15 protein-coding genes and 1 pseudogene are annotated in these 14,568 nt (G+C 60.2%); 6 read left to right on the top strand and 10 right to left on the bottom strand.

The annotated features are described in order from the left end of the window. Positions 1 to 189: 189 nt before the first annotated feature. Positions 190 to 696, top strand: coding sequence for a disulfide bond formation protein B (locus FIV38_RS23625; RefSeq protein WP_092233717.1), 507 nt, complete (start codon positions 190 to 192; stop codon positions 694 to 696). Positions 697 to 863: 167 nt separating this feature from the next. Here the strand turns inward: FIV38_RS23625 and FIV38_RS23620 are convergent, their stop codons facing one another. Together FIV38_RS23620 and FIV38_RS30790 are read right to left on the bottom strand one after the other, a co-directional pair. Then, positions 864 to 1,151, bottom strand: coding sequence for a hypothetical protein (locus FIV38_RS23620; RefSeq protein ID WP_139273553.1), 288 nt, complete (start codon positions 1,149 to 1,151; stop codon positions 864 to 866). 98 nt (positions 1,152 to 1,249) lie between these two features. Then, positions 1,250 to 1,464, bottom strand: a pseudogene (locus FIV38_RS30790) (hypothetical protein). Positions 1,465 to 1,491: 27 nt separating this feature from the next. On the opposite strand from FIV38_RS30790, the gene cyoA reads away from it, so the two are divergent. Genes cyoA through cyoE form a run of 5 tightly spaced genes read left to right on the top strand, consistent with a single transcriptional unit; the run spans position 1,492 to position 6,313 of the window. Next, on the top strand, positions 1,492 to 2,430 hold the full coding sequence (gene cyoA, locus FIV38_RS23610; protein WP_029300208.1) for a ubiquinol oxidase subunit II: 939 nt from the start codon (positions 1,492 to 1,494) through the stop codon (positions 2,428 to 2,430). Positions 2,431 to 2,433: 3 nt separating this feature from the next. Beyond that, positions 2,434 to 4,452 (top strand): cytochrome o ubiquinol oxidase subunit I, encoded by a 2,019-nt coding sequence (gene cyoB, locus FIV38_RS23605; protein WP_029300211.1) that lies wholly within the window; start codon positions 2,434 to 2,436, stop codon positions 4,450 to 4,452. Between the two features lie 3 nt (positions 4,453 to 4,455). After that, a complete protein-coding gene (cyoC, locus tag FIV38_RS23600; RefSeq protein WP_029300213.1) occupies positions 4,456 to 5,079 on the top strand; it encodes a cytochrome o ubiquinol oxidase subunit III in 624 nt (207 codons plus the stop codon). After that, positions 5,079 to 5,414 carry a cytochrome o ubiquinol oxidase subunit IV gene (gene cyoD / locus FIV38_RS23595; RefSeq protein WP_029300215.1) on the top strand — a complete coding sequence of 112 codons (336 nt, stop codon included), beginning with the start codon at positions 5,079 to 5,081 and terminating at the stop codon, positions 5,412 to 5,414. The genes cyoC and cyoD overlap by 1 nt, the downstream gene beginning before the upstream one ends. An 11-nt stretch (positions 5,415 to 5,425) precedes the next feature. Then, positions 5,426 to 6,313 carry a heme o synthase gene (gene cyoE, locus FIV38_RS23590; protein ID WP_029300217.1) on the top strand — a complete coding sequence of 296 codons (888 nt, stop codon included), beginning with the start codon at positions 5,426 to 5,428 and terminating at the stop codon, positions 6,311 to 6,313. A 189-nt stretch (positions 6,314 to 6,502) separates the two neighbouring features. Here cyoE and FIV38_RS23580 read toward each other — a convergent pair whose 3' ends face one another. The 8 genes from FIV38_RS23580 to FIV38_RS23545 form a co-directional block, all read right to left on the bottom strand. After that, positions 6,503 to 7,207 (bottom strand): hypothetical protein, encoded by a 705-nt coding sequence (locus tag FIV38_RS23580; protein WP_070996862.1) that lies wholly within the window; start codon positions 7,205 to 7,207, stop codon positions 6,503 to 6,505. Positions 7,208 to 7,314: 107 nt separating this feature from the next. Then, positions 7,315 to 8,232 carry a CobW family GTP-binding protein gene (locus FIV38_RS23575; RefSeq protein WP_092233720.1) on the bottom strand — a complete coding sequence of 306 codons (918 nt, stop codon included), beginning with the start codon at positions 8,230 to 8,232 and terminating at the stop codon, positions 7,315 to 7,317. Next, positions 8,229 to 9,965, bottom strand: a complete 1,737-nt coding sequence (locus FIV38_RS23570; protein WP_092233723.1) for an amidohydrolase — start codon at positions 9,963 to 9,965, stop codon at positions 8,229 to 8,231. The genes FIV38_RS23575 and FIV38_RS23570 overlap by 4 nt, the downstream gene beginning before the upstream one ends. 87 nt (positions 9,966 to 10,052) lie before the next feature. Further along, positions 10,053 to 11,234: a pyridoxal phosphate-dependent aminotransferase gene (locus FIV38_RS23565; RefSeq protein WP_029300225.1), complete on the bottom strand. Its 1,182-nt coding sequence runs from the start codon at positions 11,232 to 11,234 to the stop codon at positions 10,053 to 10,055. Positions 11,235 to 11,255: 21 nt separating this feature from the next. Continuing rightward, positions 11,256 to 11,945 (bottom strand): ABC transporter permease, encoded by a 690-nt coding sequence (locus FIV38_RS23560; protein WP_092233726.1) that lies wholly within the window; start codon positions 11,943 to 11,945, stop codon positions 11,256 to 11,258. A gap of 12 nt (positions 11,946 to 11,957) precedes the next feature. Next, complete coding sequence (locus tag FIV38_RS23555) at positions 11,958 to 12,671, bottom strand: ABC transporter permease (protein ID WP_057437878.1); 714 nt, start codon at positions 12,669 to 12,671, stop codon at positions 11,958 to 11,960. A gap of 18 nt (positions 12,672 to 12,689) precedes the next feature. Then, positions 12,690 to 13,463: a transporter substrate-binding domain-containing protein gene (locus FIV38_RS23550; protein WP_029300231.1), complete on the bottom strand. Its 774-nt coding sequence runs from the start codon at positions 13,461 to 13,463 to the stop codon at positions 12,690 to 12,692. A 47-nt stretch (positions 13,464 to 13,510) separates the two neighbouring features. After that, positions 13,511 to 14,293 carry an ABC transporter ATP-binding protein gene (locus FIV38_RS23545; RefSeq protein WP_029300232.1) on the bottom strand — a complete coding sequence of 261 codons (783 nt, stop codon included), beginning with the start codon at positions 14,291 to 14,293 and terminating at the stop codon, positions 13,511 to 13,513. Between the last annotated feature and the right edge of the window lie 275 nt (positions 14,294 to 14,568).

Genomic DNA, 14,568 nt, shown 5'->3' with positions numbered 1-14,568 from the left:
ACATTTGATCTGTGAATACATTCAAATGTGGGAGCGGGCTTGCTCGCGAAGAGGCCCGAAAGACCACCACATTAATGTGTCGTTAACCCGCCTGCACCTAAGATGCCGACGCCTACTGCTAAATTTTCACTTCCTGTGTGTAAACTTGCGGCCATTGGCACACCCATCATTAGGCAAAGGGAAACGGGGATGATTGACGAAATGCGGTTGGGGCGTGAGCGGCGCTTTTTGGTGTTGCTGGGGATCATCTGCCTGGCGCTGATCGGTGGCGCGCTTTATATGCAGATAGTGCTGGGTGAAGCGCCATGCCCACTGTGCATCCTGCAGCGCTATGCCTTGCTGCTGATTGCGCTCTTTTCCTTTATTGGCGCGGCAATGCGTACCCAGCGCAGTGTCACGATCTTTGAAGTACTGGTGGTGCTCAGCGCCCTGGGCGGTGTCGCTGCCGCCGGGCACCATGTGTATACCCAGTTCTATCCGGCCATCAGTTGCGGTGTCGATGTACTGCAGCCGATTGTCGATGACCTGCCCCTGGCGAAGATCTTCCCCCTGGGTTTCCAGGTCGATGGTTTCTGCAGCACGCCGTATCCGCCGGTACTGGGCTTGTCCCTGGCCCAGTGGGCGCTGGTGGCGTTCGTGTTGACGGTGGTCCTGGTGCCGCTGGGCATTTACCGCAATCGCAAGCACAGCGCTTAAACCGTCCTACAAAACGCCCCGGTCCTGCTGATGCAGGCCGGGGCGTTTTTGTGTGTGGGCATTTTGTGAACGGACCGTGACTCTGGACAAGATTGGCGGTGCGCGAAGTGCGACACGTTGTCACAGTGAAGGTGCCGCAGGAGGTTTCCTACCCCTGGGTTTGCCGGTTAATCCACCCTCGGGCAGTTGCTTTTACCTGTCACTTTCTGCTTGGAGCCGAGCCGCGAACGGCGTGCGTTGCAGAACTTGCGGTGATCTACGAATGCCTTGTTTTTAGAGGGCTTGCCTGGGGTTTGGCGACCCGGGAAGGACCCCTTGGGTGCGACACAATGGGCAATAACACGGCATTTTTTGTGGTTTTTGTTGAGAATCAAACGCGATACGATCCCGAACCTTTGCAACAATGGCGCAGGATTATTGCTGGAATCGATAAAAATTATTTCTTTATAAGTCATGGTTTATACATCGCTAGCTAACTACAATCGCCCGCACTGAGTGTCCGGTGCTGCTCAACCCTGAGCAAATAGGGCGGTCGAGAGGCGAAAACATTGCTTCATGCGACCCCAGGTGCCGGCAGCCTTTCAACTATCCGCACCAAATGGAATTGGTCTGTAACAAGGCCTTTGACCAACGAAATCGAATAAGAATTCACCGCCAGACCTGGACGTGTCGATCAGCGCATGAAGCGCCGGGCAGGCCCTTATTCAATCGAAGAGAAATGCCAACCCTTGGCAGGGTGAAGTGTTGGCGATCAAAACCCAACTGCATTGCGCAAGCTGCTTTAGAGGTCGTGAGATGAGTAAAAACAGGTACACCCGATTACTAGGCATAGTGCCGCTTTTCGGCATGTTATTGCTGGGAGGCTGCAACTGGACGCTGCTCGACCCTGTGGGTCAGGTCGGCGTGGAGCAACGTAACCTGATCATCACCGCTACGCTGCTGATGTTGTTGGTCGTGGTGCCGGTGATCGTGATGACCTTCGCGTTCGCCTGGAAATACCGCGCGTCCAACACCAAGGCCACCTACGCGCCGAAGTGGTCGCACTCCACCAAGATCGAGATCGCGGTGTGGCTGGTACCTGTACTCATCATCATCGCCCTGGGTTACATCACCTATAAGTCGACCCACGAGCTGGACCCTTACCGTCCGCTGGAATCCGACGTGCCGCCAATCACTATCGAAGTGGTCGCGCTGGACTGGAAGTGGCTGTTCATCTATCCCGAGCAAGGGATCGCCACCGTCAACAAGATCGTGTTCCCGGCCAACACCCCGATCAACTTCAAAGTGACCTCGGATGCGGTGATGAACTCGTTCTTCATCCCGGGCCTGGGTGGCCAGATCTACGCGATGGCGGGCATGCAGACCAAGCTGCACCTGATTGCCAACCAGAACGCCGAGCTCGACGGTATCTCCGCCAACTACAGTGGCGCGGGCTTTACCGGCATGAAATTCAAAGCAATCGCCACCACTCAGGAAGACTTCAACGCCTGGGTACAAGAAGCCAAGAGCTCACCAAAACAGCTTGAAAAAGCTGAATACGAAGCCCTTGCCAAGCCAAGCCAGAACAACCCTGTAGAGCTGTACTCCTCGTACACGCCGGACCTGTTTCAGAAAATCATCGATAAGTATGAAGGGATGAAGCCAGGCAAGCCGGTCAAGCACGAGAAGAAAGAAGTGGCTGCTGTGGAAGGGACGGACGCAAATTCGCATTCAGCTGCCGGGGCAGAGGAGTAAACGATGTTTGGTAAATTAAGTTGGGAAGCGGTCCCATTCCACGAGCCGATCGTGATGGTGACCATCGCCATGATCGCGCTGGGTGGTCTGGCGCTGTTTGCGGCAATCACCTACTTCAAGAAGTGGACCTACCTGTGGACCGAGTGGCTGACGTCGGTCGACCACAAGAAAATCGGCGTGATGTACATCATCGTCGCCATGGTCATGCTGCTGCGCGGTTTTGCCGACGCCATCATGATGCGGACCCAGTTGGCCATGGCCACCGAAGGTTCGCCTGGCTACCTGCCGCCTGAACACTATGACCAGATCTTCACCGCCCACGGTGTGATCATGATCATCTTCATGGCGATGCCTTTCTTCACCGGCCTGATGAACCTGGCAGTGCCGCTGCAGATCGGTGCGCGTGACGTTGCGTTCCCGTTCCTCAACTCCCTGAGCTTCTGGCTGCTGGTTTCCGGCGTCGTGCTGATCAACCTGTCCCTGGGCGTCGGCGAATTCGCCAAGACCGGTTGGGTTGCCTATCCGCCGTTGTCGGGGCTGCAATACAGTCCGGGCGTGGGGATGGATTACTACATCTGGGCGCTACAGTTATCCGGGTTGGGTACGACGCTAACGGGGGTCAACTTCCTGGCCACCGTGCTGAAAATGCGTACCCCAGGCATGAAACTGATGGACATGCCCATCTTCACCTGGACCTGCACCTGGGCCAACGTCCTGATCGTGGCTTCGTTCCCGATCCTGACCGCTACCCTGGCACTGCTGACGCTTGACCGTTACATGGATTTCCACATTTTCACCAATGAACTTGGTGGCAATCCAATGATGTACGTGAACCTGTTCTGGGCATGGGGTCACCCTGAGGTGTACATCCTGATCCTGCCAGCGTTCGGTATCTTCTCCGAAGTGATCTCGACCTTTACCGGCAAGCGCCTGTTCGGTCACCACTCGATGGTCTACGCCTCCGGCGCGATCTCGGTGCTGGGCTTCATGGTTTGGCTGCACCACTTCTTCACCATGGGTTCGGGGGCCAGCGTCAACGCCTTCTTCGGCCTGGCGACGATGCTGATTTCGATCCCGACGGGGGTGAAGCTATTCAACTGGCTGTTCACCATCTACCACGGCCGCCTGCGCTTCACCAGCCAGGTTCTGTGGACCCTGGGCTTCATGGTGACCTTCGCCATCGGCGGCATGACTGGCGTACTGCTGGCCATCCCGGGTGCTGACTTCGTACTGCACAACAGCCTGTTCGTGATCGCTCACTTCCACAACGTGATCATCGGCGGCGCGGTATTCGGCTACATCGCTGGTTTCAGCTTCTACTTCCCGAAAGCGTTCGGCTTCAAGCTGCACGAAGGCTGGGGCAAGGCTGCATTCTGGTTCTGGATCACCGGCTTCTTCGTCGCGTTCATGCCGCTCTATGCACTGGGCTTCATGGGCATGACCCGTCGTCTGAACGCCACTACCAACCCTGAGTGGGTGCCGTACCTGTACGTTGCCATGTTCGGTGCGGTGATGATCGCTGTCGGTATCGCCTGCCAGTTGATCCAGCTGTACGTGAGTATCCGTGACCGCAAGCAAAACGCCTGCGACTCCGGCGATCCATGGAATGCACACACCCTGGAATGGTCGACCTCGTCGCCACCACCGTTCTACAACTTCGCCGTGCTGCCTAAGGCCGAGACCATCGACCCGTTCACCGAAGCCAAGGAAAACGGTACGGCGTACCAGCGTCCTGTGCGCTACTCGCCGATCCACATGCCGAACAACACCGCCACTGGCGTGGTGATGGGCGCGCTGTTGACGGTCTTCGGTTTCGCGATGATCTGGCACATCTGGTGGCTGGCTATCGCAAGCCTGGCTGGCACCGTGATCTATTTCGTGATCCACGCGGCTCGTGATGATCAAGGCTACATGGTGCCGGTCGACGTGATCGAGCGCATCGAAGCCGAGCAGCACGCTCGCCTGGTAGCCGAGAAGAAGATTCCGGCCAACCGTGTTGAAACCTCGTTGGAACAGGCTTAAACCATGTCGAACTTAGTGACCAATGCTGGACACGCCCATGTCGATGACCATGGGCACGATGACCACCACGACGCGGGCGAGATGACCGTATACGGTTTCTGGCTCTACCTGATGACCGACTGCATCCTGTTTGCATCGATCTTTGCGGTATACGCGGTACTGGTAAACAACGTAGCGGGTGGCCCGTCGGGCCACGACATCTTCGAACTGAACTACGTACTGGGCGAAACCGCCTTGCTGCTGTTCAGTTCGATCACCTACGGCTTCGCCATGCTGGCGTTCTTCCGTGGCAACAAGGCAGGCGTGCTCAAGTGGCTGGGCCTGACCTTCCTGCTCGGCCTTGGCTTTATCGCCATGGAGATCAACGAGTTCCACCTGCTGATCTCCGAAGGCTACGGCCCTAGCCGTTCCGGCTTCCTGTCGGCGTTCTTCACCCTGGTCGGTACCCACGGTCTGCACGTAACCGCTGGTCTGATCTGGATGGCGATCATGATGTACCAGGTCAACAAGCATGGCCTGACGTCGACCAACAAGACCCGCCTGAGCTGCCTGAGCCTGTTCTGGCACTTCCTGGACGTGGTCTGGATCTGCGTCTTCACCGTTGTCTACTTGATGGGGACTCTGTAATGGCTAATGCACACTCCCATGACAGCCATGATGCGAGCCACGGCAGCGTAAAGTCTTACGCTATCGGCTTCATCCTGTCGGTGATCCTGACGATCATCCCGTTCGGCCTGGTGATGTACCCGACCCTGCCGAAGGCCACCACATTGGCTATCGTGCTGTTGTTCGCGGTGATCCAGGTGGTTGTCCACCTGTATTACTTCCTGCACCTGGATCGCTCCCAGGCCCAGCGCAACAACGTGATTGCGTTTGTGTTCACGGCCATTGTGATCCTGCTGCTGGTTGGCCTGTCGTTGTGGATCATGTTCAGCATCCACACCTACATGATGGCGAAGTGAGGTAAGACCCGATGTCGCTTAAGCACTTTATCCAAATCACCAAACCGGGGATCATTTTCGGTAACGTGCTTTCTGTGGCAGGCGGTTTCTTCCTGGCCTCCAAGGGGCATGTCGATCTGGCCATCTTCCTGGCGGCAATGATCGGCACTTCCCTTGTTGTGGCCTCCGGTTGCGTGTTCAACAACTGCATCGACCGTGACATCGATATCAAGATGGAGCGCACCAAGAATCGCGTGCTGGTCCAGGGCCTTATCTCCCTGAAACTGGCATTGATCTTTGCGACCGTCCTCGGTGTTGCCGGCGTGGCGTTGCTGTACACGGTGGCCAATCCGCTGGCGGCGTTGTTTGCCGTGATCGGTTTTGTCATCTACGTCGGCCTCTACAGCCTGTACCTCAAGCGCAAGTCGGTTCACGGCACGCTGGTGGGCAGTCTGTCGGGGGCGATGCCGCCGGTGATTGGTTACGTGGCTGTGACCAATAGCTTCGACATGGCCGCGCTGGTGCTACTGGTGATGTTCAGCCTGTGGCAGATGCCGCACTCCTACGCCATTGCGATCTTCCGTTTCAACGACTACCTGGCGGCTTCGATTCCGGTATTGCCGGTCAAGCGCGGCATCCAGGTGGCGAAGAAACACATCCTGCTCTACATCCTGGCCTTCCTCGTGGCGACCTTGATGTTGACCTTCAGTGGCTACGCCGGCATGAGCTACCTCGCCGTCGCCGCGGCCATGGGCATGTACTGGTTGTACATGGCCTGGACCGGCTACAAGGCGGTGGATGACACCGTCTGGGCGCGCAAGTTGTTCGTCTTCTCGATCTTCACCATCACCGCCTTGAGCGTGATGATGTCCCTGGATTTCCAGGTGCCGAAAGAGTTGCTGCTCACTTACGCCCACTGAGTTGGGATGCAATGAAAAGCCCCGCCTTCGAGAGAAGAGCGGGGCTTTTTATTGAGCTCTGAAAATACCGCAGAACCCTGTGGGAGCGGGCTTGCTCGCGAAAGCGGTGTATCAATCAACAAATAAAGTGACTGACACTGCGCATTCGCGAGCAAGCCCGCTCCCACATTAGAGAGGTGGTGCGGCGGCTTATTGCTGGGCGATGCTGTAACCGTCAAACGCCGTCTGCTGCTGCAGCGCGGTGACGATGCTCTTGCGCGTCAAAGGCTGCTCGGCACCGGAGTTATCCACAAAGGTCTCGCTCTCAAGCTCGGCCTCGTCGCCTTCACCCACAAAGCTGAAACCGAGGAATTCCAGCGCCTCGCGGTCGACATTGAGTTTGGAGCGTGGTGTGCGCAATGGCAGGGTGACGCTGATGCCATCCTTGCTGATTACAAACACTTCCACTTCCTTCTTCACCCGGGCGGCCTTGCCTTTGCCGGCGCTTGGGTTGCTGATGGCCTGGTGGGTCTGGTTCAGCACCTTCAGCGCCAGGCCGTAGACCAGTTCCTGGAACTCTGGGTCGTCCTTGAAGCTGGAAAGGATGCGGCTGATCGAGAACTTGCTGCTCAGGTCTTCGAGGGCGGCGTTGTCGGCGGCTTCGGCGTCCTTGAGCTGCTTGAGCTGGCCCATCAGGTCGTAGGCCTTGTCATCGTCAAAGGCGTCGTGGGCCTGGCGGATGGCCACGCGCAACTCGCGGATCTGGTCGCTTTCCTTGGAGGTATGGAACGCGTCCAGCACCATTTCACTGATGTTCTTGGCCGCTGGCACATGCTGTGAAAGATTGATGGCGTTTTCGTATTCAGCTTTGGATTGCAAGGTGACTACGGATTCTTCGGTACGGGAATCAGACATTGAAATTTCACTACTTCTGTAAGCGGGGAGACGAAAAAGCGTCGGGCATTTTCAAGGGCCAGGGTAGCAAGGTCAAGGCGGCACTCTGCCTTCATCGTCATCCGCGTCTACAGGCCCTGCATCTCCTGCAATTGCGCCTCCAACCGCTCCCTCAGCTCACTACCGCGTCGCGCGATAAACACCAGTTGTGCCGAATTTTGCGCATGCTCGCCGCTGGCCAGGGTGAACTGGCTGCGGTTGCCCACATGTTGCAGCCAGAAGGGCTGGTCGTTGCCCTGCAAATGCACCAGGCCTTTAAGGCGGAACACGTCCTTGGGCAGTTGCCCCAGCCAGTCGCGCAGGGCCTTGGCCGGCAGGGCCTGGGTGCCTTGCCAGGTCCAGCTTTCAAACAGTTCATGGTGCGGCGCCGGCACGGGAGTAAAGCCGTTGCGCGGGCTGCGTTCGCCCAGCAGCAGGGCGTCGGGGATCTGCGCCTGCACGGTGCTGATCACCCGTGTGCGCGCACCGATAGTTGCGCGCAGGCTTTGCAGTTCGGCGGCGCTGACCAGATCGGCCTTGTTCAGCAGCACCAGGTCGGCACAGGCCACCTGAGCGCGGGACAAACGGGCGAACTCACCTTCCAGGGCGGCATAACCGCTGGCATCCACCAGGGTGATCACCGTATCCAGATGCAAGTGCGCCTTGAGCTGTGGATAACCCAGGGTCTGCACAATGCGCTGCGGGTCGGACACGCCACTGCACTCGATCACGATGCGATCCAGGCGTGGGCGCAGTTGGCTCAGGCTCACCAGTTGCGCCAGCAGGTCCTCTTGCACGGTGCAGCAGATGCAGCCGTTCTGCAGGCTGAACACCGCATCGGTGACTTCGGCGATGATCGCCGCATCGATATTCAGCTCGCCAAAGTCATTGACGATCACCGCCATCCGCCCATGTTGCGGCTGCTGTGCGATGCGGTTGAGCAGGGTGGTCTTGCCGGCGCCGAGAAAGCCCGAGACCACCGTGACGGCAATGCTGTCGTTATTCATTCGATCACCGGCGGCAGGCCCTGCCACACAGCTTGCAAGGCTGTGCCTTCAAACGCGTTGAGACGGTCGTAGACCGGACGGCCATCGACAAAGGTCAGCAGCACCTGGGTCTGGTGGATGTAGTTGCGCGCCGGCTGGGCGAACAGGTCGCGGTCGATCACGATCAGGTCGGCGCACTTGCCCACTTCCAGGCTGCCGGTGGAATGCTCCAGGCCCATGGCGTGGGCGCCGTTTAGGGTCGCCACTTGCAGCGCCTGTTCCAGGGTGATCGGCTCGCCGAAGCAGTCCGGTTCCTGGTTCCACGGGTTCTGCCGGGTGACCATGGTTTCCAGGGCCAGCCACGGGTCAATCGAGGCCACCGGCCAGTCAGTGCCCATCACCGCCAGGCCACCTTCGGCCAGCACACCTTTGAAGTCGTAGATGCGCTTGAGGCGTTCGGCGCCATAACCGGAGCGGGCGCCACTGGCAAACGGCGTCGGGTACCAGGCCGCCGGGGAGAACTCGGCGATCACGTTCAGCGCCTTGAAGCGCTTGAGGTTGCCCGGATGCAGCAGCGTGCTGTGGGCGCACTGGTGCCGGATGCCACTGTCGCCATTGACCCGCCGCGCCTCGGCCACCGCATCGAGGAATACATCGGAGGCGCCGTCGCCGGTGCAGTGGGCGATCACCCGCAGGCCGCGACGGTCCATGTCCACCACCATGTCGGTGATGTGTTCCGGGGTCAGGTTGAGCTTGCCGCGCCAGGTGGAATCGGCGGCCCAGGGCGTCATCAGGTACGAAGACTTGGGCTCCACGGTGCCGTCGAAGTGGAACTTCACCGCGTTGGCATTGAGCCGCGCGCTGCGGTAGTAGTGACGCTCGCCACCGAGCAGTTCCCAGCGCCGGCGCACCGGGAAAATATCGTCCTGCCAACTGATCGCCGCTTCCACGCGCACGCTCAATTCGCCGGCGTCGTCCAGTTCCTTGAGGGCGTCCAGGCGCCGCTCGCAGACGTGCACGTACTTGGTCGCGGTAACGCCGCGTGAGCTCTGGAAGTGCACGCCGTCGCGATAGGCCCGGCGCAGCACCGCCACCGGTGTGGGCGGCATGGCCGCGTGGATCAGCGCGTAGGCGCCGTCGATCATCAGGCCATTGGGCTCGCCGCTGAGTTCGTCGCGCTCCATATAGCCGTTGCGCGGGTCGGCGGTGTGGCGGTCGATGCCGGCCAGTTTCAAGGCGCAGGAGTTGACCATCATGGTGCCCCACATGCGGTCCAGCAGCGCCACCGGGCGGTCGGGCATGATGCTGTCGAGCCACTCGCGACCTGGGGTCAGCCCGGCTTCGCGGAAGGTGTAGCGCACCCAGTATTGGCCGTAGATCCAGCCATCACCGGGGTGGGCGTCGGCATAGGCGTGGATCGCCGCCGCCAGTTGTTCGGGGGTGGGGTCTTCGATGCCCACGTCCAGGTCATCGCTGTAGCGCGGGGCCAGGGCGAGGTCGGGGTGAGTGTGCATGTCGTGCAGGCCGGGCATGCAGAATGCGCCCAGCAGATCGTGCTGGCGGGTCTGCGGGCCGATCAGGTGTTGCAGGTCGGCGAGCGTGCCCACCGCGATAAAACGTCCCCCGCGAATCGCCACCGCGTCGGCCCACGGCTGGCTCGGGTCGAGGGTGTAGAAACGGCCGTGGTGCAACACCAGGTCAGCGTGCTCGCCGACAACGGAGTGGGTGGAAGTGAATTGGTCGGAAGCGGTCACGGGGCAAACCTCAATATTCAAGACGAGCAAAGATCAAATGTGGGAGCAGGCAAGCCAGCTCCCACAGCAATCCCAGTGTTCACATAATCAGCGGTTGGCTCTCAGGCCCTCGACGAACCCGGCAATGCGCTGGCAGGCGTCCTTGAGGGTGTCGTCGGCGACGGTAAAGGAGATGCGCACAAAGCCCTCGGCACTGGCGCCAAACGCCTGGGCATCGAGCACCGAGACGCCGGTGGCGCGGAACAGCTGCCAGGCAAAGTCCATGCTCGACAGCCCCGTGCGGCGCACGTCCACCAGCATGAACATCCCGGCCTGGGGCACGCGGCAATCGAGGTCGGCAATGCCGCCGAGGCCCGCTACCACCAGGTCACGCCGGCGGCGATACACCGTGCGCGCATCGCTGACCACTTCGTCATCCAGTTCCAGGGCCTTGATCGCCGCTTCCTGGATAAACCCCGGCAAGCCATAGAGCATGCACAGCAGCAGGTTATCCAGGTGGCCCACCAACGCAGTCGGCGCTACCACCCAACCCACGCGCCAGCCGGTCATGGCGTGGGTTTTCGACAGGCTGTTGAGCACCACGGTGCGCTCAGCCATGCCCGGCAGCGAGGCGATGCTCAGGTGCGGCTGGTCGTAAGTGATCTGGCCGTAGACTTCATCGGAAATCACCCACAGGTCATGCTCACGGGCGACTTCGGCCACCAGTTCCAGCTCTTCCCGGCTGTAGACGTTGCCGGTGGGGTTGCAGGGCGTGGCCAGGGCAATGCCCCGGGTCTTGGCGCTAATGGCTTTTTCCAGGGCGGCGCGGGTCAGGCGGAAACCGTTGGCCGCCGGTTGTTCGATGGTTGCGATGCGTGCACCGGAAGCATGGATGCACGCTTCATAAGTCAGGTACATCGGTTCTGGCACCAGCACTTCATCGCCCTGGCTGAACAGGCACAGCGAAGTGGCGAACAGGCCGTTTTGCGCACCGGCCACCAGGGCCACGTTATCAGCGTGTACGGCAATCCCTTGCAGGCGGCTTTGCTTGGCGGCAATCGCCTCGCGCAGGGCCGGCCGGCCGAGGACGTGGGTGTAGTGAGTGTCGCCGGCGCGCAGGGCATCGACGGCGGTTTCGCAAATGGCGCTGGCGGTGGCGAAGTCCGGGTCGCCCACGCTCAACACAATCACATCTTCGCCACGGCCACGGGCTTCGACGGCCGCGTAGTGAATATCCCAGGCGCTGACGGACTCGCCACTAATGCGCTCGACAAACGGTGAATAACGCATCCTTGTTCTCCTAAAGTTGATTCAAGCCTGGCGCTGCGGGACTTTGCCCCAGCGCGAGAAGACGTGTTCGATCACGAACGCCAGGACAATGTAGATCACCGCCACGGCCAGCAGGGGTTCGTACACCCGCAGCGTCTGCGCACGCACCAGGTTGGCGGCGCCGAGCAAGTCGGTGACGGCCACGGTGGAAGCCAGCGCGGTGGCCTTGAGCAGCAGCACGGTCTCGCCCACCAATGTCGGCTTCACCAGCTCCAGCGCCCGCGGCAGCCAGACCCGGCGCAGCACCATCAGGCGCTTCATGCCAAAGGCCCGCGCCGCTTCCAACTCGCCCCGTGGCACCGCACGCAGGGCGCCGCGCAACACTTCGCCGACATACGCGCCGACACACAGGATCAGCGCCAGGGCCACGTACCAGAAACCTTCACGCAAGTACGGCCAGAGGAAGCTGCCGCGAATCAGCGGGTAGCTGGCAAACACGCTGCCTACGCCGTAGTACAGGATGTAGATCTGCACCAGCAGCGGCGTGCCCCCGAATACCGCGGTGTAGGCGCGCAGCGGCGCACTGATCAGCGGGTTGGACGACAAGCGCCCCAACGCCACCAGCACCGCCAGCAAGAACCCGAACACCCCGGACAACGCCAGCAATTTCAGGGTGATGCCCAGGCCATGCAGCAGCTCGTTGCCAAAACTGTTGATCCATGAAAAATCCATCCACTGCGCTCCTTAGTGCTGCGGCATCCAGCGGTTGATCCGTCGCTCGAACACCCGGAAGGCGCCGTTGGAAATCAGGGTGATGATGAAATACACCGCTGCCACCGCCAGGTAGAACACCAGGTAATGTTTGGTGGAACCGGCCGCCTGCTTGCCCACCGAGAGCAGCTCGCTGTAGCCGACGATGCTGATCAGCGCGCTGTCCTTGACCAGCACCAGCCACAGGTTCGACAGGCCGGCCATGGCAAACGGCAGCATGCTGGGCAGCAGCACCCGGCGTACCAGCAACCAGCGTTCGATGCCAAAGGCCCGCGCTGCTTCCAATTGGCCGACGGGAATGGCCTGGATCGCGCCACGAATGATCTCCGCCGAATAGGCGCCCTGGACAATGCCCAGCACCAGCACGGCGGCGATAAAGCCGTTGACCGTCACGCTGTCGCGGCCCATGGCGGCCATCGCCATGTTCAGCAGGTCGGTGCCGGCGTAATACAGCAGCAAAATCAGCAGCAACTCCGGCACCGCGCGGTACAGCGTGGTGTACAGGTTGGCCAGGCGCACCATCCAGCGTGGGCCCTTGAGCTTGATCATGGCCACCAGCAGGCCGATGCCCAGGCCCAGCACAAAGGCCCCGGCGGAAATCTGCAAGGTCACCACCGCCCCCTGGAGCAGGGCGTTGAGCCAGCCGTCGGCGACGAACAGCTGGGTGAGTTCGGACAAAGAAATCATGGCGCGTTCCGTTGGACGTTATTGCGCGGAAATATCGACGCTGAAATAGCGACTGCGAATTTTGTCGTAGGTGCCGTCAGCCTTCAGCGCCGCCAGCGCGGTGTTGAGCTGCTCGCGCAGGCTGTCATCACCCTTGCGCACGGCGGCGCCGATGCCCGAACCGAACAATGGATCCTTGGGCGCCAGGCCCTTGTCGGCCAGGCCGCTGCCAGCATCAGACTTGAGCATCGGCTCGATGGTCAGGGCGTCGGCCAGCATGACGTCGATCCGTCCGCTTTGCAGGTCGGCGGTCATGTCGTCCTGGGTGTTGTAGTAGCGCAGGGTCGAACCCTTGGCGTAGTAAGCCTTGAGATACGTGGCGTTGGACGTCGAGCCCTGCACGCCGATCAGCTTGCCCTTGAGGCCTTCGGGGGTGGTGACCAGCTCCAGGCTCTTGTCGGCGACCCACATGGCCGGGGTCTGGTAGTAAGGGGCGGTGAAGGCGATGACCTTTTCGCGTTCCTCGGTGATGCTCAGGGAGTTGAGGATCACGTCGATCTGGCTCGATTGCAGCGCCGGAATCAGGCCGTCCCAGGACACTTCCTTGAGCGGGCATTGGGCTTGCAGGCGTTCGCACAGGGCCTTGATCAGGTCCGGTTCGAAACCGCTCCAGGCGCCATTGCCGGCTTTTTCGGAAAACGGTGGGTACGGTTCCAGGGCGATGCCAAAGACAATTTTGTCGGCGGCAACGGCACTGTGGGAAAGCACGGCGAGCACGCAGCCGGCGGCGAGGGATTTCAGAGAGTTGTGCATGGCTTGACCCTTTCGAAGTTATTGTTTTGAAGGATGGAAGCGGCAGTTCAAACGCGATTGTCCTGGGCCATGACGAACTGGCGGCAACGCTCGCTGGTGGGGTTCTGGAAGACTTGCTGTGGCGTGCCTTCTTCTTCAACCAACCCTTGGTGCAAAAACATGACTTTGCTCGATACGTCGCGGGCGAACGCCATTTCGTGGGTGACGAGGATCATGGTGCGGCCTTCTTCGGCGATGCCCTGGATCACCTTCAGCACTTCGCCGACCAACTCCGGGTCGAGGGCCGAGGTGGGCTCATCCATCAGCAATACGCGCGGGCGCATGGCCAGGGCGCGGGCGATGGCCACGCGTTGTTGCTGGCCACCGGAAAGGAAGGCGGGGAACGCATCGCGCTTGCTGGCCAGGCCGACTTTTTCCAGCAGGTGCTCGGCGTGGGCGATGGCGTCCTTGCGGTCTTCACCCAGCACATACACCGGGGCTTCGATGACATTTTCCAGCACGGTGCGGTGGGGCCACAGGTTGAAGCTCTGGAACACCATGCCCAGTTGCGTGCGCAGGCGAGCGACTTGATCCGGGTCGGCGATCAGCGGGTTGCCGGCGCGGTCCTTTTTCAGGCGCACTTCTTCGCCGTTGATGCGCAGGCTGCCGCTGCAAGGGATTTCCAGCAGGTTGATGCAACGCAGCAGGGTGCTTTTGCCCGAACCGCTGGAACCGATCAGCGACACCACATCGCCTTCGTTGGCGCGCAGGGAAATGCCTTTGAGAACATGGTGCGCAGCGTAGCTCTTGTGCAGAGCATCAATGGCGACCACTGGGGTGACTGGGTTCAAGGGTTTTCCCTCTTTATTTTTGTAAATTGATCAACCTGGACACCGCCCCCTGTGGGAGCTGGCTTGCCAGCGAAAAACGCAAGAACACCACGTTTATCCAGCCTGCCCATGTCATCGTTGACGACCAACGCCGGCAAGTTTGGGCGTGCCGTGCTGAAGGTCGAGAATAGCCACTGGCCATTTGAGGTCAATCGAGCATTTTTCCGTCGATCTTGAAATTTAATTCAACTGTCCGCTTTGCCGGTGGCTATGTCTGACGGCCGATTACGGCTATG

Source organism: Pseudomonas proteolytica (assembly GCF_007858275.1).
GTDB lineage: Bacteria > Pseudomonadota > Gammaproteobacteria > Pseudomonadales > Pseudomonadaceae > Aquipseudomonas > Aquipseudomonas proteolytica.
The sequence above is the reverse complement of the archived record's forward strand: the minus strand, read 5'-3'. Positions and strand labels throughout refer to the sequence as shown.

Bases quoted from the DNA above. Each gene is read 5' to 3' on its own strand.
- cyoD (WP_029300215.1), top strand. From the start codon at position 5,079: ATGGCTAATGCACACTCCCATGACAGCCATGATGCGAGCCACGGCAGC.
- FIV38_RS23555 (WP_057437878.1), bottom strand. From the start codon at position 12,671: ATGATTTCTTTGTCCGAACTCACCCAGCTGTTCGTCGCCGACGGCTGG.
- FIV38_RS23580 (WP_070996862.1), bottom strand. From the start codon at position 7,207: ATGTCTGATTCCCGTACCGAAGAATCCGTAGTCACCTTGCAATCCAAA.
- FIV38_RS23620 (WP_139273553.1), bottom strand. From the start codon at position 1,151: ATGACTTATAAAGAAATAATTTTTATCGATTCCAGCAATAATCCTGCG.
- cyoE (WP_029300217.1), top strand. From the start codon at position 5,426: ATGTCGCTTAAGCACTTTATCCAAATCACCAAACCGGGGATCATTTTC.
- cyoC (WP_029300213.1), top strand. From the start codon at position 4,456: ATGTCGAACTTAGTGACCAATGCTGGACACGCCCATGTCGATGACCAT.
- FIV38_RS23550 (WP_029300231.1), bottom strand. From the start codon at position 13,463: ATGCACAACTCTCTGAAATCCCTCGCCGCCGGCTGCGTGCTCGCCGTG.
- FIV38_RS23575 (WP_092233720.1), bottom strand. From the start codon at position 8,232: ATGAATAACGACAGCATTGCCGTCACGGTGGTCTCGGGCTTTCTCGGC.
- cyoB (WP_029300211.1), top strand. From the start codon at position 2,434: ATGTTTGGTAAATTAAGTTGGGAAGCGGTCCCATTCCACGAGCCGATC.
- FIV38_RS23625 (WP_092233717.1), top strand. From the start codon at position 190: ATGATTGACGAAATGCGGTTGGGGCGTGAGCGGCGCTTTTTGGTGTTG.
- FIV38_RS23565 (WP_029300225.1), bottom strand. From the start codon at position 11,234: ATGCGTTATTCACCGTTTGTCGAGCGCATTAGTGGCGAGTCCGTCAGC.
- FIV38_RS23560 (WP_092233726.1), bottom strand. From the start codon at position 11,945: ATGGATTTTTCATGGATCAACAGTTTTGGCAACGAGCTGCTGCATGGC.
- cyoA (WP_029300208.1), top strand. From the start codon at position 1,492: ATGAGTAAAAACAGGTACACCCGATTACTAGGCATAGTGCCGCTTTTC.